This window comes from Pseudoalteromonas sp. JC28, from assembly GCF_013319255.1.
Lineage (GTDB): Bacteria > Pseudomonadota > Gammaproteobacteria > Enterobacterales > Alteromonadaceae > Pseudoalteromonas.
Genome location: NZ_QOKX01000008.1, coordinates 151,984 through 172,187 on the forward strand (window position 1 = coordinate 151,984; position 20,204 = coordinate 172,187).

21 protein-coding genes and 1 tRNA gene are annotated in these 20,204 nt (G+C 42.9%); 11 read left to right on the forward strand and 11 right to left on the reverse strand.

What is annotated here, in order from left to right; translation table 11 throughout:
* Positions 1-9: 9 nt before the first annotated feature.
* From DS891_RS18430 to DS891_RS18445, 4 genes are read right to left on the reverse strand one after another with little or no spacing between them, the layout of a single operon-like run.
* Positions 10-1,242 (reverse strand): efflux RND transporter periplasmic adaptor subunit, encoded by a 1,233-nt coding sequence (locus DS891_RS18430; RefSeq protein WP_174170571.1) that lies wholly within the window; start codon positions 1,240-1,242, stop codon positions 10-12.
* 16 nt (positions 1,243-1,258) lie between these two features.
* Complete coding sequence (locus tag DS891_RS18435) at positions 1,259-2,584, reverse strand: TolC family protein (RefSeq protein WP_174170572.1); 1,326 nt, start codon at positions 2,582-2,584, stop codon at positions 1,259-1,261.
* Positions 2,585-2,597: 13 nt separating this feature from the next.
* Entirely contained in the window at positions 2,598-3,587 is a 990-nt protein-coding gene (locus DS891_RS18440; protein WP_174170573.1) for a M56 family metallopeptidase, read from the reverse strand.
* Positions 3,588-3,589: 2 nt separating this feature from the next.
* Positions 3,590-3,973, reverse strand: coding sequence for a BlaI/MecI/CopY family transcriptional regulator (locus tag DS891_RS18445; protein ID WP_028834938.1), 384 nt, complete (start codon positions 3,971-3,973; stop codon positions 3,590-3,592).
* A gap of 83 nt (positions 3,974-4,056) precedes the next feature.
* On the opposite strand from DS891_RS18445, the gene DS891_RS18450 reads away from it, so the two are divergent.
* Together DS891_RS18450 and DS891_RS18455 are read left to right on the forward strand one after the other, a co-directional pair.
* Positions 4,057-4,410 (forward strand): DUF3147 family protein, encoded by a 354-nt coding sequence (locus DS891_RS18450; protein WP_174170574.1) that lies wholly within the window; start codon positions 4,057-4,059, stop codon positions 4,408-4,410.
* A gap of 281 nt (positions 4,411-4,691) precedes the next feature.
* A complete protein-coding gene (locus tag DS891_RS18455) occupies positions 4,692-5,423 on the forward strand; it encodes a hypothetical protein (RefSeq protein WP_174170575.1) in 732 nt (243 codons plus the stop codon).
* 208 nt (positions 5,424-5,631) lie between these two features.
* On the opposite strand, the gene DS891_RS18460 is transcribed toward DS891_RS18455, so the two are convergent.
* The 6 genes from DS891_RS18460 to cutA form a co-directional block, all read right to left on the reverse strand.
* Positions 5,632-5,707: transfer RNA gene (locus tag DS891_RS18460), tRNA-Ile, on the reverse strand.
* A gap of 766 nt (positions 5,708-6,473) precedes the next feature.
* Positions 6,474-7,820, reverse strand: a complete 1,347-nt coding sequence (gene accC, locus DS891_RS18465) for an acetyl-CoA carboxylase biotin carboxylase subunit (RefSeq protein WP_045987969.1) — start codon at positions 7,818-7,820, stop codon at positions 6,474-6,476.
* A 20-nt stretch (positions 7,821-7,840) separates the two neighbouring features.
* The gene (gene accB / locus DS891_RS18470) at positions 7,841-8,314 is read right to left on the reverse strand and encodes an acetyl-CoA carboxylase biotin carboxyl carrier protein (RefSeq protein ID WP_174170576.1); all 474 of its coding nucleotides are present in this window, start codon (positions 8,312-8,314) and stop codon (positions 7,841-7,843) included.
* A 19-nt stretch (positions 8,315-8,333) separates the two neighbouring features.
* A complete protein-coding gene (gene aroQ, locus DS891_RS18475; protein ID WP_174170577.1) occupies positions 8,334-8,795 on the reverse strand; it encodes a type II 3-dehydroquinate dehydratase in 462 nt (153 codons plus the stop codon).
* Positions 8,796-8,989: 194 nt separating this feature from the next.
* A complete protein-coding gene (locus tag DS891_RS18480) occupies positions 8,990-10,816 on the reverse strand; it encodes a protein-disulfide reductase DsbD (RefSeq protein WP_174170578.1) in 1,827 nt (608 codons plus the stop codon).
* Positions 10,816-11,136 carry a divalent-cation tolerance protein CutA gene (gene cutA / locus DS891_RS18485; RefSeq protein WP_174170579.1) on the reverse strand — a complete coding sequence of 107 codons (321 nt, stop codon included), beginning with the start codon at positions 11,134-11,136 and terminating at the stop codon, positions 10,816-10,818. The genes DS891_RS18480 and cutA overlap by 1 nt, the downstream gene beginning before the upstream one ends.
* 129 nt (positions 11,137-11,265) lie before the next feature.
* On the opposite strand from cutA, the gene DS891_RS18490 reads away from it, so the two are divergent.
* The 5 genes from DS891_RS18490 to DS891_RS18510 all read left to right on the forward strand — a co-directional run bounded on the left by DS891_RS18490 (position 11,266) and on the right by DS891_RS18510 (position 14,872).
* On the forward strand, positions 11,266-11,778 hold the full coding sequence (locus tag DS891_RS18490) for an FxsA family protein (protein ID WP_017217203.1): 513 nt from the start codon (positions 11,266-11,268) through the stop codon (positions 11,776-11,778).
* A 156-nt stretch (positions 11,779-11,934) separates the two neighbouring features.
* A complete protein-coding gene (locus DS891_RS18495) occupies positions 11,935-12,222 on the forward strand; it encodes a co-chaperone GroES (RefSeq protein WP_010368755.1) in 288 nt (95 codons plus the stop codon).
* A gap of 50 nt (positions 12,223-12,272) precedes the next feature.
* On the forward strand, positions 12,273-13,919 hold the full coding sequence (groL, locus tag DS891_RS18500; RefSeq protein ID WP_010607119.1) for a chaperonin GroEL: 1,647 nt from the start codon (positions 12,273-12,275) through the stop codon (positions 13,917-13,919).
* Between the two features lie 351 nt (positions 13,920-14,270).
* Positions 14,271-14,567 carry a DDE-type integrase/transposase/recombinase gene (locus DS891_RS18505; protein ID WP_174170580.1) on the forward strand — a complete coding sequence of 99 codons (297 nt, stop codon included), beginning with the start codon at positions 14,271-14,273 and terminating at the stop codon, positions 14,565-14,567.
* Positions 14,568-14,641: 74 nt separating this feature from the next.
* Positions 14,642-14,872, forward strand: coding sequence for an IS3 family transposase (locus DS891_RS18510; protein ID WP_349237919.1), 231 nt, complete (start codon positions 14,642-14,644; stop codon positions 14,870-14,872).
* A gap of 64 nt (positions 14,873-14,936) precedes the next feature.
* Here DS891_RS18510 and argE read toward each other — a convergent pair whose 3' ends face one another.
* The gene (argE, locus tag DS891_RS18515) at positions 14,937-16,085 is read right to left on the reverse strand and encodes an acetylornithine deacetylase (protein WP_174170582.1); all 1,149 of its coding nucleotides are present in this window, start codon (positions 16,083-16,085) and stop codon (positions 14,937-14,939) included.
* Positions 16,086-16,262: 177 nt separating this feature from the next.
* On the opposite strand from argE, the gene argC reads away from it, so the two are divergent.
* The 4 genes from argC to DS891_RS18535 are packed head-to-tail and all read left to right on the forward strand — an operon-like array spanning position 16,263 to position 20,202.
* The gene (gene argC / locus DS891_RS18520; protein ID WP_174170633.1) at positions 16,263-17,273 is read left to right on the forward strand and encodes an N-acetyl-gamma-glutamyl-phosphate reductase; all 1,011 of its coding nucleotides are present in this window, start codon (positions 16,263-16,265) and stop codon (positions 17,271-17,273) included.
* Positions 17,270-18,049, forward strand: coding sequence for an acetylglutamate kinase (gene argB, locus DS891_RS18525; RefSeq protein ID WP_010607124.1), 780 nt, complete (start codon positions 17,270-17,272; stop codon positions 18,047-18,049). The genes argC and argB overlap by 4 nt, the downstream gene beginning before the upstream one ends.
* Before the next feature lie 9 nt (positions 18,050-18,058).
* On the forward strand, positions 18,059-18,979 hold the full coding sequence (locus DS891_RS18530) for an ornithine carbamoyltransferase (RefSeq protein WP_174170583.1): 921 nt from the start codon (positions 18,059-18,061) through the stop codon (positions 18,977-18,979).
* Positions 18,980-18,990: 11 nt separating this feature from the next.
* Positions 18,991-20,202 (forward strand): argininosuccinate synthase, encoded by a 1,212-nt coding sequence (locus DS891_RS18535; protein WP_174170584.1) that lies wholly within the window; start codon positions 18,991-18,993, stop codon positions 20,200-20,202.
* Positions 20,203-20,204 lie beyond the last annotated feature (2 nt).

Consider the following 20,204-nt stretch of genomic DNA (forward strand, 5'->3'; position numbering starts at 1 on the left):
TATACGCTCCTAGTGATCGTGTGATGCGCCAGACTTTTCAATGTCGGCTTTTAAGATGTAGCTATTGTTGGTCACGTATTTTGTTCCCGCTTTTAGGCCACCTAATACTTCAATCCATTCGCCTCCAGCGCGGCCCAACTCAAGCATACGAACTTCATACTGCTCACCCACTTTGGCGTAAACAACAGTAAAGTCTCTAAAACCTTGTAAGCCAACACGCTTTACAGCCAGTGGCACATCAATGGTTGCAACTTCAATGTCAGCTTTTACAAAACTTCCTTCGGCAAGGTTACTATCTTCTAATTCGACCCAAACAATTCTTGCCTGATCATCTCTCACGCTAGGCTCAATAAATGACACCTTACCTGCAAAGCTTTCCTCATGACCTTCAACGTTTAACGATACTGGAGTTTCCAGTTTAACCTTGGAATAATCCGAAGGATAAACCGCTAATTTGGCAATATGGCGATTAAAATTGGTAATGGTGAGTAAGGTTTTACCATTGGTTTGCTCACCCGCGTTTGCGAATAACTGGGTAATAACACCGTTAATGGGCGCTTTAATAACGTAGGGCTTAAGACTTTCATTACTTTCTACTGTGAATAGCGTTTGCCCTTTTTTAACAATTTCACCGTAATTGACGTGTAATTTGGTGATTTCACCATCGAAACGCGCAGCAATGTTTCGCTTAGCGTCCACAGGTAAACTTAATTTTCCATAAGCGGGTATGGTTTGATGAATTGTCGCAGAGCCTGCGATTTCAGTGTTGATTTCCATTGCATCGGCAACTGCCTGTTCAATTGTGGTGCGACCCTCGAAGTTGTCATATCGCCAATTGTACTTTTTACCCTGATAAGTTGCTTCAATGGCAACAACAAAAGAGTGAGGCTCATAAATCACCATATCACCGCGAAGAAAGTCACCTTGAGCATTGAAGTTAATATCATCAGTGCCATCGCCTAGGCGAATTAATTTTACGTTTAAATCGACATTCTTTGGGTCTATAGGTTGTCCATCATTTGTCGCCCAAACACGAAACTCTGGTGGCACACCAGTTTCAAAAATAGAGAGTTCAATGGCAAAATCACCATCTCGTAACATGCGCCCACGGTGTGGACCTTTCTCTGGTTCAGCTTGCTCTGCCGCAGGTGTTGATGCTGCAATAGCATTAGGTGCGACGACACCTGTGAATGAGATAATAATCGCCAAGCTTAATGACGACAGAATATTTTTATTTTTCATAAGTTTACTCATGGTTTTACTCGCTATCACTAACGGGCACGCCAGTTAGGCGTTGAATTTCAATATGTTGTAAATGCAAAGATTGATAAGCATCAAGTAACTGATTTTGGGCGCTGAGCAGCTCTCTACGTATATCACTCCACTGGTTGTAGCTAAGCTTACCGATATCAAATGCTTGACCGGCTTCCGTCAACGCGTTTTCTAGTACGGGAATAATTTCTAATTGAATCGTTTCAATGACATGATGGGAATGTGCCATTTCTTGCAATAGCACATAGAGCTGCGCATCGAGTTTCTGCATTAGGGCTTGTTGCTGACTTGCCAGAACATCTTGTTTTGCGCGTAAGGCAGCCATTGTTCCTGCATTTCTATTTTCACTTCCCCAAGGAATAGAGACACCCGCCACTAAACCAAAATCATCGGTCGTTTCATATCGTCTTAGTCCAGCAGTGAATTGCCACTGAGGTTTGGCTTCAATACGTGCAAGTTCCATTTGAGACTGGGCGATACGTTGTTCATTAGCGAACTGCTGTATTTGCGGGATTTGCTTAAGCTTGTTTAGCTGGCTTTCTACAGATGGAATTTCCGGCTTTAGCATTAAATTTCCCATTAACTTAAGCTCAGCCTGAGGCTTACCCCATAAGGATGACAGTTGATAATGGCTGGCTTTTAATTCGTGCTCTAAATCTTCAACAGCTAGATTTCTTCGAACCAATTCAGCTTGAGCCAAGCGCATTTCGACATTAGAACTTTTGCCTGCTTTTACTCTTTTGACAATAGCGTCAACCACTTCCTGTGCCTGAGATACCGCTAATTGATTGAGTTTCAAGCGCTCTTGCTTTATCAAGATTTCAACAAACTGTTTAGCAACAATCGCAGATAAATCGAGGGCTTTTATTTTTTGCTCTACTATTACTGCATTTGCTTGGCTTTTTGCCGCATTAACTCTGCCATCAATTTGATCTTGTTGAAGCAACCAAGAGTATGTGAGCGTTGATTGCATACTTTGTAATGCGCTATGCTCACCTGTCCCTAACGCATCTTCAATCATTAAACCTATTTGAGGACGCTCTCCAATGCCAGCTTGCTCGATATTACCTTGCCACACAGCTTCTTGAGCTATCAAGGCTTTTAGCTCAGGATGACTTTCTAGAGTCATGGTCACAGCCTTGCTTAAATTTATAACCTGATGTGATGACTGTGATTGCTGCTGGATTTGCGCGTTTGCCAAAGAGGGGGTTGATGTTACTAAACTAACCCCCGTTGTTAAAACTAGACCAACAGCCAAAAACCGATTGCCGATCGGTTTTTTTCCGTTGCTTTTATAAAGATTAAATCTCATTCCATATCCTTAATTAATGGATGAAAAAAGTTTCGATAAAGTGATGAAAACTATCGACAGTGGATGCCGCTAGTACTGGCATAGTTGCCAATAATGCTAGAGTAATGATGATAGTAGTAAGTGACGGTTTATTAATTGGATTCAATAACCCCTCAACACGAAGACTCGTGTAATCATGTCCGAAGTAGCTAACAGACGCCTGATCGCAATCCGTAGGAAGTGCTTTTTGAAGTCTAGCGACATCAATTAATGTCTGTGCGATATCAAGATGGTCGTATTCTTTAGTGACCTCATTGTCGGCTATCTTTTCCGTCATTAAGACATATTGCTCGATTAGGGTTTGTTTTATACGTGACGGATAGAAGCTGGCAAGTGCCGTGAAAAGCACTTTAAATAACGGGTCTCTTGCCGTTACATGGGCCAGTTCATGATTAACGATGATATTAAGTTGTTCATCGCTAACTTGGGTTTGTAGTCCGGTTGATACATATATCTTGGGAGATATAAAACCTGTAGTAAAGGCAACAGGCACTTTAACAGGCATCAATAAATATTGATTGCCATTAGTCGTCCTAGCATCTTGTGCATCAGTAAAGCTTAGTAAACTCGATAATGCGATGGACTGTTTGGTTCTAACAAAGGTAGTCTTAGTTACGCGCCAAGCTAAATAGATTAGTGCTAAAAGTAAGGTTACCGCGTGCCAACTTGAAAAGCTAAAAATATCGATATGGTGCCAATGGGCAAAATCTTCGAACCAGCTTATGTTAAAAACTTTATCAAACCCTAACGAGTAAGGCATAAAGTAACCAATACAAGAAAAGGCTATCCACCAAGGTGCACTCACTAGTGACCACAATATAAACTTTTGACAATTAAAACTGACTTGTTTGAGTCTGAACAACACGAAACGAGATACGACAGCAACAGTTGCAATACCGATCACAAATGCAAGCACTGAAACACTGAGCAAATTTAGAACGATTGCCATATCTCCAACTAACATAATTAAGCCCGCTCCTTTCTAAGCTGGCGTTGTTTCTCGATCATTTTTTCTAATGTATCGAGTTGTTCGTCATTAAGCTGTGCCGAAGCAGAACTGAACGCAGCAATTAAGCTATTTTCACCATCATCAACAAAGTCACTGGTTACATTTGAAATAAGTTGAGCAATTAAGCCTTCACGATCTACTCTGGCTGAATAACAATACGCATGGCCTTGTTTAGTGCGTTTAAGTAATTCTTTTTTAAATAACCTATCAAGCGTACTTTGGATAGTATTTAACGAATTACCACGAGCTAACCCCAGTACTTTATGTACTTGCTTTGCATCCGCTTCTTTCACATTCCAGAAATGTTGAAGCACTAACTTTTCTAGTTCACCTAACTGCATAACACTTTACTCTATTTAATTCGTTGGCTATATTGTCACAACAAAAACCGATAGGCAATCGGTTTTTCATTTAAGGACATTATATGGGTTGGCTAATAACTAAGTATTTGATCACCGCTACGGTCATTGTCGCGGCATCGGAGCTAGCAAAACGAAATGATAAACTAGGCGCACTAATAGTGGCCTTACCGACAGTCACAATTTTAGCCATGATTTGGTTATATGTTGAAAAGCAGCCATCAGAGAAAATAGCCAATCATGCTTGGTACACTTTTTGGTATGTACTTCCGACATTGCCCATGTTTTTAATTTTCCCTGCGCTGATGCAACGCTATAGTTTTTGGCTGTCGTTACTCATCAGCTCATTAATAACGGTAATTTGCTTTTGGCTGTTTTCTTTATTGCTAAAACAATTTGGTATAAATTTGCTTCCTTGAGCGTAGCAGCAAGGTCCGTTCTTCGTTTATAACTGTCAGTCAGATAACAGTCTAAACCTATTCATCGAAACTGTTAGATGAGATATGAGCTACTACAGTAACGTCTTGTATAAAAGTTTTGTTTTTTGTACATTAGCACTTAGGGATTTAAAGCACCCTGTATAGCCGCCCTTGGCAAAAACCCCATTAGGTTAGCTTCATAATTTCATTAAATAGATTTTTTATACGTATTACTTCGTGTGTGCGTTGGCGGCTGCGTGTGCATTTGCGAGGATATGCTAATGAAAAATACTAAGCCCAAAAAAAATGACCACCTTCAGTTCCCATCTGGCAGAAGCATAAAGCGCTGTAAAGAAGATGCGAAGGCGTTGAGAAAAGCTTCAAAAAATGGTGATAACTACCTTAGTTATAATAAGGCTCTTGATGTGATCGCTTTGCAAAATGGTCTCAATATGTCATGGGATAAAGCTACAAATTATTTAATCAAGCAAGCTGAACTTGAAAGCGATCTGCAATCAAAACAATTATTTAATAAGTTAATTGGCAGAGGCCGAAACGAACAAAGTAATCACAAAAAAGAAGTGGTTGAAAGGTTTGGCTTTGCAGGAAAAATTTACCTTCCTGATGGTGAGGGAAACAAGCTAGAAGTACATCCTCATAAAAATAGTAAATATGGCTTACTAATATCAAAAAATGTCCAAAACCTTGTAGAGTCAGATATTGAAAAATTGGGTGGACTTGAGAATCTGAGAGGATTTGATGAGGGAAATATTCAAATTCTTTATGAAAAACCAAATAGCCAGAATCACTTAGCATATGAGTTTCATGTAAATAGTGATGGAGTTATCCATTATTTTTGCAGATGTAAGCCGTGGGATAGTTATGAAGCGGAACTTCATGTTAGGGGGTACTCGATAAATAATGTTGGTATGGGAAACAGGTCGGCTGACACAGCGTTGCATTGGCTAGGGTTTTCTTTCTGGCACTCTCACATGATGCCAAAAGTAATGTAAATTATTTACTTACTGAATATAGCAAGCACTATATAGTGTTTGCTTACCTTTGAATTGAAATATTTTTTGATGGTTCATAGACGGATACATAACCGTTGATTGCAAGTAACTTCCTCATCAGAGTCACATAGAAGATAAATACATACCCATAGTGCATTTAGGATATAAATTATAGATATTGAGAAGGATAAGAGAAATACTATTGGAATGGTGGCCCCACTTGGATTTGAACCAAGGATCTCTCGATTATGAGTCGATTGCATTAACCGCTATGCTATAGGGCCACAAATAGTAACTAATTTTTATTGTATAGTAATGTTACTATACACTCAAGCCCTTTACTCACTCACTCATTGGTTAAATAGTAACTTTTAGGGGGTTACTTGCGCTCTAACCAACTGAGCTATAGGGCCATTTTGTGTTGTAAGTGCTCATTAAATTCATCCATGAAGCAATATCCTGTCGGCGTCCTGCCTCCACCTCATCAAGCTGCGAAGCGGTGCTTCGGTCTTGATTCGCCCAACTGAGCTATAGGGCCATTTTGTGTTTTTGCGCGTTATATTCGTCCATGAAGCTTGGTTCCGGTCTCGGATTCAACACTCAGGGTCGCTGCGCTAATATCCCTTCGCTTCCTCGACGTAAACTTTCTTTGAAAGTTTACCCAACTGAGCTATAGGGCTATTTGCTGTAGTGATTTAAAGGTAAATCACTGAAAGCGCAGGCAGTATAAAAATTTTTAACAGGCTTGTCACTATTAAAACGTGAAAAAGTCGGGGCGAATGGATTGATTGCTCAATAATAAGCCAATGTTGTAGTGGTTAGGGTGTTGAGCTGTGCGGACCATTAAAATGGCGAGGTAAGTATTAGTCTGGTTTTACGGTGAAAAAATCGAGCCACTTAGGAGCCGGGTTGGATTTTTGCTGCAAACACGAGATGAGCAAGCTGTAAGGTTGGCTTATGATAAGTTGAATTTAGTAATATTGGGTGGAAGTAGGGCAGAGATAAAAGAAGCCGGCAATTGGCCGGCCTCTTTTAGGAGAACGAATTAGGTTATTGGTGCATGCCTAGTTTTTTCTCTAGGTAGTGGATATTTGTGCCACCGTTTTGGAAGTTCTCGTCTGACAAGATCTTCTTGTGAAGCGGGGTATTGGTTTTAATCCCGTCAATTACTAGCTCATTTAGTGCGTTTTTAGCACGAGCGATCGCAACATCACGGTTCTCACCATAAGTGATTAACTTACCGATCATCGAGTCGTAATGTGGCGGTACCGTGTAATCAGCGTAAATATGGCTGTCCCAACGGATCCCAAGGCCACCTGCTGGGTGGAAGCGTGTAATTTTACCCGGTGAAGGGATAAAGCTCTCTGGGTCTTCTGCGTTAATACGGCACTCGATTGCGTGACCACGGATCACCACGTCTTCTTGTGTGATAGAAAGCGGTTGACCAGCAGCAATCTTAAGTTGCTCTTTGATTAAGTCTACGCCAGTGACCATTTCTGTTACTGGGTGCTCAACCTGAATACGAGTGTTCATTTCAATGAAGTAGAACTCGCCGTTTTCGTATAAGAATTCAAACGTACCTGCACCGCGATAACCAATCTCGATACATGCACGAGTACAGCGATCACCAATGTATTTACGCATTTCTGCTGTGATCCCTGGTGCAGGTGCTTCTTCCACTACTTTTTGGTGACGACGCTGCATTGAACAGTCGCGCTCACCTAGGTGGATTGCATTGCCTTGACCGTCAGCGAGTACTTGAACTTCGATATGGCGTGGGTTTTCTAGGAATTTTTCCATGTAAACCATACCGTTACCGAAGAACTGCTTCGCTTCTTGTTGTGTTAAGGCGATAGAGTTTGCAAGTTCTTTTTCGTTGCGAACGACACGCATACCACGACCACCGCCGCCGCCAGCCGCTTTGATGATAACTGGGTAGCCGATACGCTTAGCGATCTGCGTATTGCGGTCGTTGTCATCTGTCAATGGACCATCAGAACCTGGCACGCAAGGTACGCCTGCTTTTCTCATCGCTTCAATTGCTGATACTTTATCGCCCATTAGGCGAATAGTGTCGCCCTTTGGACCGATAAAGATAAAGCCACTTTGCTCAACTTGGTCTGCAAAGTCAGCATTTTCAGAAAGGAAACCGTAACCTGGGTGAATAGCAACCGCGTCAGTGACTTCTGCCGCTGCGATAATACGAGGAATATCAAGGTAGCTTTCGCTTGCCGCAGGTTTTCCGATACAAATGGTTTCATCTGCAAGAAGAACGTGTTTTAGGTCGCGGTCAGCTGTTGAGTGCACAGCAACCGTCTTAATACCTAGCTCCTTGCAGGCACGCAATACGCGAAGTGCAATTTCACCTCGGTTTGCAATGACTACTTTATCTAACATAACGTTGACCTTCTGCGTAATTATTCGATGATGAATAGCGGTTGGTCGAATTCTACTGGCTCACCGTTTTCAACTAGGATTGCTTTCACTACACCAGCTTTGTCTGATTCGATCTGGTTCATCATCTTCATGGCTTCAACGATGCAAAGTGTGTCGCCAACATTTACTTTTGAACCTACTTCAACGTATGCCGCTGCTGTTGGAGAAGAAGCGGTGTAGAAAGTACCAACCATAGGAGACTTAACTTGGTGACCTGCTGGTGCGCTGCTTTCTGCTGGTGCTGCTTCTACTGCTGCAGGAGCCGCCGCTGGTGCCGCTGGTGCTGCTGGTGCAGGTGCCGCTGGAGCTGCCATGTATTGTTGAGGTTGTGCATAAACTGGTGCACTGCTGTGGCGATTGATACGTACTGACTCTTCACCTTCAGTGATTTCTAGCTCTGCAATACCTGATTCTTCTACTAGCTCGATAAGTTTTTTGATCTTGCGAATATCCATACAATGACCCGCCTGTTAGTTAATTTGAGTTATTTTGTTTTCGCAATTGCGCTAACGCTGCATCAAATGCAGCACGATAGCCCAACGCGCCTAATCCACATACCACGCCTTCCGCCACATCAGAAAAATAAGACTTGTGACGAAATGGCTCTCTGGCGTACACATTGGTGATGTGTACTTCATAAAAAGGGATGTCCACACTGAGTAAAGCGTCTCGAAGGGCAATGCTCGTATGGGTAAATGCGGCAGGATTAATGATAATCGCATCGCATTGTTCATATTGAGCGTGAATAGCCTCAATTAGCTGCGCTTCACTATTACTTTGAATGTGTGACAAGCTGACTTGCTGTGCTTCTGCATATTCAGTTAATGCGTCAACAATTTCGTTGAGAGTCTGCGTGCCGTATTTGTGCGGCTCACGGCGACCTAGCATATTTAAATTAGGGCCGTTTACTAATAAAATCTTTAATTTTGCAGACATATTACGCGAACTTCCTTTAACTAAAGCATTAGCCAAAAATTTAGACTGTATGGCTTGTTAACTTAAGCCGAATTCCAGCAAATAGCAAATATTTCTCCATTTCGTGGAGTATTATAGAGAGTTCGAGGTAAATAGCAGCAAAATACTGGTCTAATCAGAAGGGAGAGGGGCAAACAAGCTTGCCCCTAAAATGGTTACTTTGCGTCCTGCTTGGCCTTTTCTAGGTGGGCAGCAAAGTCTTTTGCATCTAAGAAGCCTGTGATGCGGTGTGCTGGCATCTCATTACCTTGGCTATCAAAGATTAAAATAGTCGGTAAACCAAACACCGTGAATGCTTCCATGATCTCTTGGGTGTTGTCATTGGCTTTGGTCAAGTCGAGCTTTAATAGCTCATAATCTTTGAACTGTGCTTGTACTTCAGGTTTCGGGAAAGTGTATTTTTCAAACTCTTTACACGCAACACACCACTCTGCGTATAAATCAACGATAGGCACTTTGCCTTTAGCATTGGCCTCAGCAACGGCGACTTTAAGCGCGGCTAAGTCAGGTAGTAACCTAAACTTCTGTTCTCCCGTAACGACCTCGGCTTGAGTCGATGTAGTACTTACAATAGCTGCAGGTGCTGGAAACAGGCTTGTTTTTAATGCATATAAGCCAACAATAAACAGAGTGATCGCAAAACCCCACAATGTGGTTTTACCTTTGCCTGCCTGTAATTGGCTTTGCCAATAATGCAAGTAGAGTGCTGTCGCTACGGCGAGGCCACCGGCCAGTGAGATAATCACTGTCGCATCGAGTATACGCTCTAGAAGGATAAGCGGTACGAAGAGCATCACAAAACCAAATAGCGTTTTGACCTGATCCATCCAGCCTCCTGCTTTTGGCAATAATTTTCCACCTGAGGTACCTAGCAGTAATAGCGGTAAGCCCATGCCCAAGCTAAGTGCGTATAGTGTTACCGCGCCCACCACATAGTCACCACTTTGCGCGACAAATAATAGCGCACCAGAAAGTGGAGCTGTGGTGCAGGGCGATGCAATAAGTCCAGATAGCACACCCATTATGAATACGCCCCAGTAATTGCCGCCTTTTTGCTTGTTACTGAGCTGAGTGAGTTTATCCATCATGCCGCTAGGTAAACGAATTTCGTAAACCCCAAACATAGATAGCGCGAGTGCGACGAACAATATACTAAAGCTGATAAGTACCGCAGGATGCTGCAAGTAGCCTTGAATTTGGCCACCGAAATACGCAACGACTAACCCAAGCGCCGCGTAAGTGACCGCCATACCTTGCACATAAACAAAAGATAGACTGAAGGCTTTTTTAGTCGAAAGGCCTTGTTGACCAGCGATGAGGCTCGACAAAATAGGGAACATCGGGAATACACAAGGGGTAAACGCAAGGCCAATACCCAGGCCAAAGAACGTCAAAATATTCGCAAGTAAGCTGCGCTGCATTAACTGCTCAGTGAAAGACAAATTATCGTTATCCACAGGCGCGCTTTCGCTTTGAACTTCTGCTTTTGTCTCAGGTGCTTTTGTTTCAGGAGCTTTGGTTGGCGTGGTCTTTGGCTTTTCTCCTGCAATCGTGCTTAACGGCACTTCTACAATTTTTGGCGGGTAGCAAAGTCCAGCTTCGGCGCAGCCCTGATAGCGTATTTTTACGATTGCACCTTGCTCGATATTACTGAGCTTAGAGATAACAGATAAGTTATTAAAGTAGACTTCTGTGCGACCAAAAAACTCATCTTCAATCATCTTTCCTGGTTCAAGCTCCGGCACTTGGATGTCGGCTTGTTTGGCGATAATTTGAAGATTCTTCTTATATAAGTAATAGCCGTCGGCGATGTCCCAACCCACAAACAAGGTGTTGCCTTGCTGATCAAAATCGAACTTGAATGCTTCTTTTACTGGTAAAAAAGTCTGTTGTTTAGGAGCCAGTAAGCTGTCTAGCACCGCATTGTTTGCTTGCGCGGGAAACCACATCAGCAATGAGAAAAGAACTACTAAGAGTCGCATTACAATAATACCTCGTCCATCCATTTGAAATAAGCTAAGTTGCCGCTAGTGACGTCCACGACTTGAACTTCTGGGACATCATAACTGTGTAAGTCGCGAATAGCGGCCATCACTTGCTCTAGTTTTTCGGATTTTGTCTTGATTAACAGCTTGGTTTCTTGTGCATGTTCAACCTGACCTTCCCAAACATAAATAGATTCCACTGCTGGGATTAGGTTCACACAAGCTGCAAGTTTTTGCGTTACAAGTTGCGTTGCAATCTTACGCGCTTCTGCAACCGAATCGCATGTAGATAAGACGAGTTTATATCTTACGCCCATTGCCATTTCCATTTTAGGGTTAGTAATGGCATCTTAGCGGATAGCTCCTCTTTTCTAAAGCGTCTTACTTGTATCGCTTGAATTAAGACCTTAGCACCCATATTTATCTTTCGTAGATTTGGAGAAAGTATGTTTAGATTCTTATTTATTTTATTTATCGCTATTCCGATTATTGAAATTGCTTTGCTGATCCAAGTCAGCGAGGTGATAGGCGGTTTTGCTACCATTGCGCTTGTAATTGGTACCGCCATTTTAGGGGCAAGACTGGTTAAACAGCAGGGTCTTGGCGCTTATGTCAACGTACAGCAACAGATGTCTCGTGGGCAATTGCCTGCACAAGATTTATTTACCGGTTTGTGTGTGATCATTGCCGGTGTGCTATTGATGACGCCTGGGATCATGACCGATGTATTAGGTTTTTTACTGTTAACCCCAGCCGTTAGAAAAAAGCTGGCGCAGTCGCTTTTAGCCCATGCCACCGTAAGAGTGCAAACAGGCATGCACTCAGGTCAGTCACCGTTTGCTAATCAATCACGCGACGAGCGTGCGGATCAGCAGGAAGAAATTAGAGATCCATTTAAAAATCAATCGGGTAGAAATTCTTCAACAACGATTGAAGGTGAATACGAAAGAAAAGACTAAATTTTTTTGGTTTTTTCTCTTGGGTTTTAATTTGCCCATCCCCATAAATGAAAGCAATTAAAATTGCGTGTGTTAACCACAGCCTGTGGATGTAACAGCGCCTTAAAAAAGCATTATTTCTGTCATTGTTCAGAAACTGTTAGGAGAACTATATAAATGAACATTCGTCCTTTACATGATCGCGTCATTGTTAAGCGTCTTGAAGAAGAAACAAAGTCAGCTGGCGGCATTGTGTTAACTGGTTCTGCAGCTGAAAAGTCTTCACGTGGTGAAGTAGTTGCAGTAGGCAACGGCCGCGTGTTGGACAATGGTGAAACTAAAGCACTACAAGTAAAAGCAGGCGACACAGTGTTGTTCGGCTCTTACATCGAAAAAACTGAAAAGATCGAAGGTCAAGAGTACCTGATCATGCGTGAAGATAACATCTTAGGCATCGTAGAATAATTAATACTTTTTAGTTTAATCGACAACAGAATTTAAGAGGAATTTATAACATGGCAGCTAAAGAAGTTCGTTTTGCAGGTGACGCTCGTACAAAAATGCTAAAAGGCGTAAACGTACTAGCAGACGCAGTAAAAGTAACACTAGGTCCTAAAGGCCGTAACGTTGTTTTAGAAAAGTCATTCGGCGCACCAACTATCACTAAAGACGGTGTATCTGTTGCGAAAGAGATCGAGCTTGAAGATAAGTTCGAGAACATGGGCGCACAAATGGTTAAAGAAGTTGCGTCTAAAGCGAATGACGCAGCGGGTGACGGTACTACCACTGCAACTGTACTTGCTCAAGCTATCGTGAACGAAGGTCTTAAGTCAGTTGCTGCGGGTATGAACCCAATGGACCTTAAGCGTGGTATCGACAAAGCAGTTATCGCTGCTGTTGAAGAGCTAAAAACGCTTTCAGTGCCTTGTTCAGACGCAAAAGCGATTGCACAAGTTGGTACGATTTCAGCTAACTCTGATAAAGAGATTGGTGACATCATTGCAGAAGCAATGGAAAAAGTAGGTCGCGAGTCTGGTGTTATCACTGTAGAAGAAGGCCAATCACTACAGAACGAACTAGATGTAGTTGAAGGTATGCAGTTTGACCGTGGTTACCTATCACCTTACTTCATCAACAACGCTGAAAAAGGCCAAGTTGAGCTAGATAACCCACATATTCTTCTAGTAGACAAGAAGATCTCTAACATTCGTGAACTTCTTCCTACACTAGAAGCTGTTGCTAAAACAAGCAAGCCGCTACTAATCATTGCTGAAGACCTTGAAGGTGAAGCACTGGCAACTCTAGTTGTAAACAACATGCGTGGTATCGTGAAAGTTGCAGCGGTTAAAGCACCTGGCTTTGGTGACCGTCGTAAAGCAATGCTACAAGATATCGCGACACTAACTGGTGGTACAGTTATCTCTGAAGAAATTGGCCTTGAGCTTGAGAAAGCTACGGTTGAAGACCTAGGTACAGCTAAGCGCGTGGTTATCACTAAAGATGACACAACTATCATCGACGGTGCTGGCGAGCAAGAAGCAATCGATGGTCGCGTATCTCAGATCAAAGCACAAATCGAAGAAGCAACTTCTGACTACGACAAAGAGAAACTACAAGAGCGCATGGCAAAACTTGCAGGCGGTGTTGCAGTAATCAAAGTTGGCGCAGCAACTGAAGTTGAAATGAAAGAGAAAAAAGACCGCGTAGAAGATGCACTACACGCAACTCGCGCAGCGGTTGAAGAAGGTGTAGTACCTGGTGGTGGTGTTGCGCTAGTTCGCGTAGCGAGCAAGCTTGAGTCGTTAACTGGTGACAACGAAGACCAAAACCACGGTATTAAAGTGGCACTTCGTGCGATGGAAGCACCACTTCGTCAAATCGTTTCAAACGCAGGTGACGAAGCATCAGTTGTGGTTAACGCAGTTAAAGCTGGCGAAGGTAACTACGGTTACAACGCTGCAACTGGCGAATACAGCGACATGATCGAAATGGGTATCCTAGACCCAACTAAAGTAACGCGTTCTGCACTACAATTTGCAGCATCAGTTGCTGGTCTAATGATCACTACAGAAGCGATGGTTGCTGAGATTCCGAAAGAAGAAGCTGCTGCTCCAGATATGGGCGGCATGGGCGGAATGGGTGGTATGGGCGGCATGATGTAAAACATCATCTCCTAAGCACTACACGCTTTAGAAAAAATCTAGCAGTTTGAACTGACCCCCAATAGTTGGACACCAACATTGGGGGTTATTTTATGTCTACATACATCAGAGAATTAAAGCTGTGCATCGCACAGCGTTGTCTTGATGGTGAATCATCGACTCAAGAGTTTTCTATCAGTTTTAGACTGATTAGGTATTGGACTTCTGTTTATATAATCCATGGTTCATCTTCATTTTACCTCTGATTATGAAAATTCCGCAGACTTTAAATGCTCGGTATGGTTGTTGGCGTATTCATTATGTTTTGCGTAAAGAAGGTATCTACTTAATCATAAAGCGGTTCAGTGTTTAATGGCAAAACTAGGGTTAAAATCGACTGTAAGGCCGAAGAAATATCGTTCATATAAAGGGTTGGTTGGACGTATTGCACCAAATATCATGAATCGAAACTTCACATGGACTAAACCAAATGAAAAGTGGATGACCGATGTGACAGAATGTAAAGTGGCAGGTGAAAAAATGTATTTATCTCCTATTATCGATTTATTTAATCAAGAAATCGTTAGCCATACTGTCGCGACCACACCTAAATTGCATCTCGTGACTGAGATGCTAGATAAAGCGATGAGTGAATTAAGTCAGGTATGATCCTTGGTTCTACATAGCGAACAAGGGTGGCAATTCCAGCACCATGGTTGTCATAAGATTTTGAAAAATAAAAAATTAATCGGAGTGTATTGAGAAAAGGAAATTGTTTTGATAATACAGTGGCTGCAAATTTCTTCACGCTTTTAAAATCAGAAATGTACCATGGTCACTACTTTGACAGTGCCGAGCAACTTATGGCATGCATTGATGAATATATTGATTATTACAATAACGATCGGACTAAGGTCAAATTAAAAGGCCTGATTCCGGTAGAATACCGGAATCAGGCGTTGGAAGTCGCATAATAGAAATGTCCAACTTTAATGGGTCACTTCAGCTAAGGTGGCTTTTCTTGTTCGTTCGGAATGTTTAACTAAAGCAGCAATCTTTGATTAGCGCTTTAATAATCGCTTGAGATGGTTTTATTTTTTCCATATTGAGATATTCATTTGGCTGATGTGCTTGATTAATTGAACCTGGGCCCATGACGATAGTTTCGCAGCCTAGCTGTTGTAGAAATGGTGCTTCGGTACAATAGTTTACAGCAATTGCTTGTTGTCCTGACAGGCGCTCAGCCATTTTCACCAAAGCAGAATCCGTCGAGCCGGTAAAAGCCGGAATAGGTTCGTGCATATCTATAACCGAGACGCTATTCGGATAATGTGTATTGATTGGTGCTACAGCTGCCGTGAGCATGGCTTGTAGTTCTTTGATGCTCAGACCAGGCAAAGGGCGCATATCAATATGTAGTTCACAACAGCCACAAATACGGTTGGCATTGTCGCCGCCATGAATGTGTCCAAGGTTTAAAGTTGGGTAAGGAATAGCAAAATGTGGAGTTGAATATTTATTCTTTAATTCTTCTCTTAATTTTAATAAATTTGCAATCACCTGATGCATGATTTCAATAGCATTTAAGCCACGCTCTGGATCTGAGCTATGGCCTGAACGACCAACTATACGGATGGCGGTCGTCATATGGCCTTTGTGGGTAAATACCGGCACCATATCGGTGGGTTCACCAATAACGCAGCGCGCCGGCTTCAAGCTTGGATGTTTAGCAATTTCCTGAGCGCCAGCCATGGTGGTTTCTTCATCGGCGGTGGCTAAAATCATGATAGGAGCACTTTGCTGTAATTCATCAAGCTCTGAGATTGCATTCAATACGAAAGCAAAAAAACCTTTCATATCAATACTTCCAAGACCATATAATTTATTATCTTGCTCGCTTAATTTAAAAGGATCAAATTGCCAGCGGCTATCGTCGAATGGCACGGTATCCGTGTGGCCGGCCAACATTAATCCACCATCGCCATTACCTCGTCTTGCAATTAGATTATATTTTCCTTTTGCATGTTCAAGCTCTGTTACTTCGACAGTAAATCCTAACGTTTCGCACCACTGTGCGAGTAGCTGGATCACATTCTGATTACTCATGTTGAGACTTTCTTCTAATGCACTGATAGATGGCGCGGCGATCAGTTGCTGATACATTTCCATAAAAGCGGGCAATTTCATAAAAATTCCTAAAATACTTATTCAAAGTTCTTGCATAAAAATATAAAGATGTTTAGAGTGAATATCAATTCACTTTTTTAGCATAAATATATTTTTGGAACAGCAATGCGACGATTTGACTTCAACAATTAGCAGAACCAACCCTAATCAAACTTTTTTAATCTTGAGAACACTATGTTGAAAGTATCTATAATCGGAGCGAGCGGCTACAGTGGCGCTGAGCTTGCTAAGCTGGTTGCCAAGCATCCTGCCTTCACACTTGCACATTGCTTTGTATCTGAGCAAAGCTTAGACAAACACAAATTCATCAGCGATTTATATCCAGAATATTCGGGCTTGCTAGATATTGAGCTGCAACCCTTAAATGAGCAAGCTTTTTCGTTGATAGAGCAATCATCGGATTATGTGTGTTTATGCACGGATCACAAGGTTAGCGTAGAGCTTGCACCGATATTTTTACAGATGGGGAAACGGGTTTTTGACCTATCTGGAGGTTACCGTTTATCTAGCAATGAAGACTACGAAAATTACTACGGCTTTTCTCACCCGCATCAAGACTGGTTAGCGCAAGCGCAATACGGACTAGCTGAATGGTACGGCGATGCTATTAAAACGGCGAAGTTGGTGGCGGTCGCGGGCTGTTATCCGACTGCGGCACTCAATGCACTTAAGCCATTACAACAAGCTGATCTGATAACAGAGCAGCCAGTTATCATCAATGCTGTTTCAGGTGTTACTGGCGCAGGTAGAAAAGCGAATGTCGCCACACACTTTTGCGAAGTATCTCTTGCACCGTACGGTTTGTTTACGCACAGACATAGTCCAGAAATAGAAAAGTACCTTGAGCACCCAGTGTTGTTTACGCCGCATTTAGGGAATTTTAAGCGTGGTATCTTGGAAACGATCTACGTCACTCTGAAAGAAAATGTCACACCAAATCAAGTCGATGCCGCTTACCAAGTGCTTGCCGATGAGCCGCTGATCAGATTAAAGGGGAGTCAACTTCCATCAATCAAAGCCGTTGAAAATCAGCCTTTTGTTGATATTGGTTGGCAGCAAAAGGGCAATCAACTGATCGTGGTTGTCGCGATTGATAACTTGCTTAAAGGGGCTGCAGGCCAAGCATTACAATGTATGAACTTGGCGGCAGGACTTGAGCATTATCAAGGTTTAGGAGTATCAGCATGAGCAAACAAACTTGGGTGATAAAACTAGGTGGTGCGGTGTTGAATCAAGAGGGTGCAGCGCAAGCATTGTTTTCAGCTATCAAGCAAATTCAACAGGACGCACCACACAAGCAGTTTGTGATTGTTCATGGTGGCGGGGCGCTGGTTGATAAGTGGCTTACCGATGCTGGTTTTGCTACTGCAAAACATCAAGGACTGCGGATCAGTCCGCAAGAGCAAATGCCCTATATTGTTGGTGCACTTGCAGGCTGTGCTAACAAGCAACTGATGGCGGATGCCATTACCGCCACGCTCAAGCCCGTTGGGCTGTGCTTATATGATGCAGGATTTACCACAACTCAAAAGCTTAAAGCGCTTGGCCGTGTGGGTAGCTGTGAAGCGAGTGAAGGGGGCATGCTTGAAGCGGTGTTGGAGTTTGACAGGTTACCTGTTGTTAGTTCAGTTGGTATTGGCGCTGACGGCCATTTATACAACGTGAATGCGGATGAAGCAGCAGCAGCTATCGCCAGTAAGCTTGGTGCAGAACTTATTTTTATGACTGACGTTGAGGCGGTACTTGATGGCGATAAACAGCCATTAAATCAACTTAACGCGGAACAGATCTCAACGTTAATCGCGCAAAAGGTCATTGTGGGCGGGATGGAGGTCAAAGTTAAGACCAGTCTTCACGCTGCCCAACACTTACGACGAGGGGTGTACATCTCTAGCTGGCAAAAGCCAGAAAATTTAATTGCGTTGCTCAATGGTGAGCACGTAGGTACACAAATTCTGCCGTAGGAAAACACCATGACTAAGCATTTTTTAACTGGTTTGGAATTAGACCAAACTAACGTTTTGAACTTATTAAAGCTTGCAAAAAATATTAAAAATCAACCGCAAGAATATAACCAAGCCTTAGCAGGCAAATCGATTGTCACGTTATTCGAAAAGCCGAGCTTAAGAACGCGGCTGTCGTTCGATATCGGTATCCATAAACTGGGCGGCCATGCTGTGTATTTAGATCAGCAAAACGGTGCAATGGGGGCGCGTGAATCCGTAAAAGATTTTGCGCTTAATATTTCTACTTGGGCCGATGGCCTTGTGGCTCGCGTAAATCATCATAGCACGCTTGAGACGCTCGCTGAGTTTTCGTCGGTGCCTGTTGTGAATAGCCTATGTGATTTATATCACCCTTGCCAAGCGTTGGCTGATTTTCTCACCTTATTTGAAACTTACGACGATGTCAGCCAGATCAAAATCGCTTACCTCGGTGAAGGCAATAACGTAACACATTCATTAATGTTGCTTGCGGCAACGTTAGGTACTGATTTTGTGGCGGTTTGTCCTAAAGGTCATTCTCCAGATGCACAGATTGTAAAGCAAGCTGAACAAATTGCGGCGGTAAATGGCGCCTCAGTTCTGGTCAGTGATCGGGTAGAAGCGGCGGCTGGTGCCAATGTGCTCTACGCTGATACTTGGGTTTCGATGGGGAATAAAACGCCAATTGAACAGGTGAAAGACACCTTTATGCCATATCAAATCAACCAACAATTAGTTGAAGCGTGTGGCGCACAAGCCATTTTGCATTGCCAGCCAGCACATCGTGAGTTTGAAATTACTTCCGAAGTGATGGATGGGCCAAAGTCAAAAATTATTCAACAAGCTGAAAACCGCATGCATGCTCAAAACGCATTGCTGGTATCGCTGTTAAACAAAGATTACGTTTGAGGTTAAAGAACATGAGCAAGATTAAAAAAGTGGTACTGGCTTACTCTGGTGGATTAGACACATCAGCGATTGTGCCATGGTTAAAAGAGAACTACGGTTGTGAAGTTGTCGCCTTTGTTGCCGATGTAGGTCAGGGTGAAGAAGAACTGGTTGGGGTTGAAGAAAAGGCAATCGCATCGGGTGCCTCTGAGTGCCATATCGTCGACTTAAAAGAAGAAATGGTTAGCGACTATATTTATCCAACTCTTAAAACTGGTGCTATCTATGAAGGGACATATTTACTGGGTACTTCGATGGCGCGTCCTATTATCGCCAAAGCACAAGTTGAAATCGCTCGTAAAGTTGGCGCGGATGCACTTTCGCATGGTTGTACAGGCAAGGGGAATGATCAGGTGCGTTTTGAATCTTGCTTCTCAGCGCTTGCGCCTGATCTTAAAGTGATTGCACCATGGCGTGAATGGTCACTATCAAGTCGTGAATCTTTGCTTGACTATTTGGCCGAGCGTAATATCCCTTGTGCAGCCTCTGCCACCAAAATTTACAGTCGTGATGCCAATGCTTGGCATATTTCTCACGAAGGTGGTGAATTGGAAGATCCATGGAATGAGCCAAGCGATCAGGTTTGGACCATGACTAATTCTCCAGAAGCAGCTCCGGATCAGCCTGAATATGTGTCTGTATTAATCGAAAAGGGTGAAATCACCGGTGTTAACGGTGAGCGTTACAGTCCTTATCAGTGTCTAGTTAAGTTAAACGAGATTGCAGCACCGCATGGTGTTGGTCGTGTGGATATCGTTGAAAACCGCCTGGTCGGCATGAAATCTCGTGGCTGTTATGAAACACCGGGAGGCACTGTGATGATGGCTGCGTTACAAGCGATTGATGAGCTGATCTTAGACAAATCTTGTCGTAAATGGAAAACCGCGCTTAGCGAAGAATTTGCACACTTAGTTTATGACGGTCGCTGGTTTACCCCACTGAAAGATTCAATTCTAGCTGCAGCAGAGTCTTTCGCACAGCAGGCAACTGGCGAGGTGGTGCTTAAGCTTTATAAAGGCCATGTACATGCAGTGCAAAAGCAATCAATCAATAGCTTATACAGCGAAGATTTTGCCACATTTGGTGAAGATGACGTATATGACCAATCTCATGCGGAGGGATTCATTCGTCTATTCTCACTATCTAGCCGGATAGCGGCGTTAAACAAGCAAAAGCAGTCTTAAGG

Coding starts and splice junctions, on each gene's coding strand:
- DS891_RS18430 (WP_174170571.1), bottom strand. CDS start 1,242: ATGAAAAATAAAAATATTCTGTCGTCATTAAGCTTGGCGATTATTATC.
- DS891_RS18435 (WP_174170572.1), bottom strand. CDS start 2,584: ATGAGATTTAATCTTTATAAAAGCAACGGAAAAAAACCGATCGGCAAT.
- DS891_RS18440 (WP_174170573.1), bottom strand. CDS start 3,587: ATGTTAGTTGGAGATATGGCAATCGTTCTAAATTTGCTCAGTGTTTCA.
- DS891_RS18445 (WP_028834938.1), bottom strand. CDS start 3,973: ATGCAGTTAGGTGAACTAGAAAAGTTAGTGCTTCAACATTTCTGGAAT.
- DS891_RS18450 (WP_174170574.1), top strand. CDS start 4,057: ATGGGTTGGCTAATAACTAAGTATTTGATCACCGCTACGGTCATTGTC.
- DS891_RS18455 (WP_174170575.1), top strand. CDS start 4,692: ATGAAAAATACTAAGCCCAAAAAAAATGACCACCTTCAGTTCCCATCT.
- accC (WP_045987969.1), bottom strand. CDS start 7,820: ATGTTAGATAAAGTAGTCATTGCAAACCGAGGTGAAATTGCACTTCGC.
- accB (WP_174170576.1), bottom strand. CDS start 8,314: ATGGATATTCGCAAGATCAAAAAACTTATCGAGCTAGTAGAAGAATCA.
- aroQ (WP_174170577.1), bottom strand. CDS start 8,795: ATGTCTGCAAAATTAAAGATTTTATTAGTAAACGGCCCTAATTTAAAT.
- DS891_RS18480 (WP_174170578.1), bottom strand. CDS start 10,816: ATGCGACTCTTAGTAGTTCTTTTCTCATTGCTGATGTGGTTTCCCGCG.
- cutA (WP_174170579.1), bottom strand. CDS start 11,136: ATGGGCGTAAGATATAAACTCGTCTTATCTACATGCGATTCGGTTGCA.
- DS891_RS18490 (WP_017217203.1), top strand. CDS start 11,266: ATGTTTAGATTCTTATTTATTTTATTTATCGCTATTCCGATTATTGAA.
- DS891_RS18495 (WP_010368755.1), top strand. CDS start 11,935: ATGAACATTCGTCCTTTACATGATCGCGTCATTGTTAAGCGTCTTGAA.
- groL (WP_010607119.1), top strand. CDS start 12,273: ATGGCAGCTAAAGAAGTTCGTTTTGCAGGTGACGCTCGTACAAAAATG.
- DS891_RS18505 (WP_174170580.1), top strand. CDS start 14,271: ATGGCAAAACTAGGGTTAAAATCGACTGTAAGGCCGAAGAAATATCGT.
- argE (WP_174170582.1), bottom strand. CDS start 16,085: ATGAAATTGCCCGCTTTTATGGAAATGTATCAGCAACTGATCGCCGCG.
- argB (WP_010607124.1), top strand. CDS start 17,270: ATGAGCAAACAAACTTGGGTGATAAAACTAGGTGGTGCGGTGTTGAAT.
- DS891_RS18530 (WP_174170583.1), top strand. CDS start 18,059: ATGACTAAGCATTTTTTAACTGGTTTGGAATTAGACCAAACTAACGTT.
- DS891_RS18535 (WP_174170584.1), top strand. CDS start 18,991: ATGAGCAAGATTAAAAAAGTGGTACTGGCTTACTCTGGTGGATTAGAC.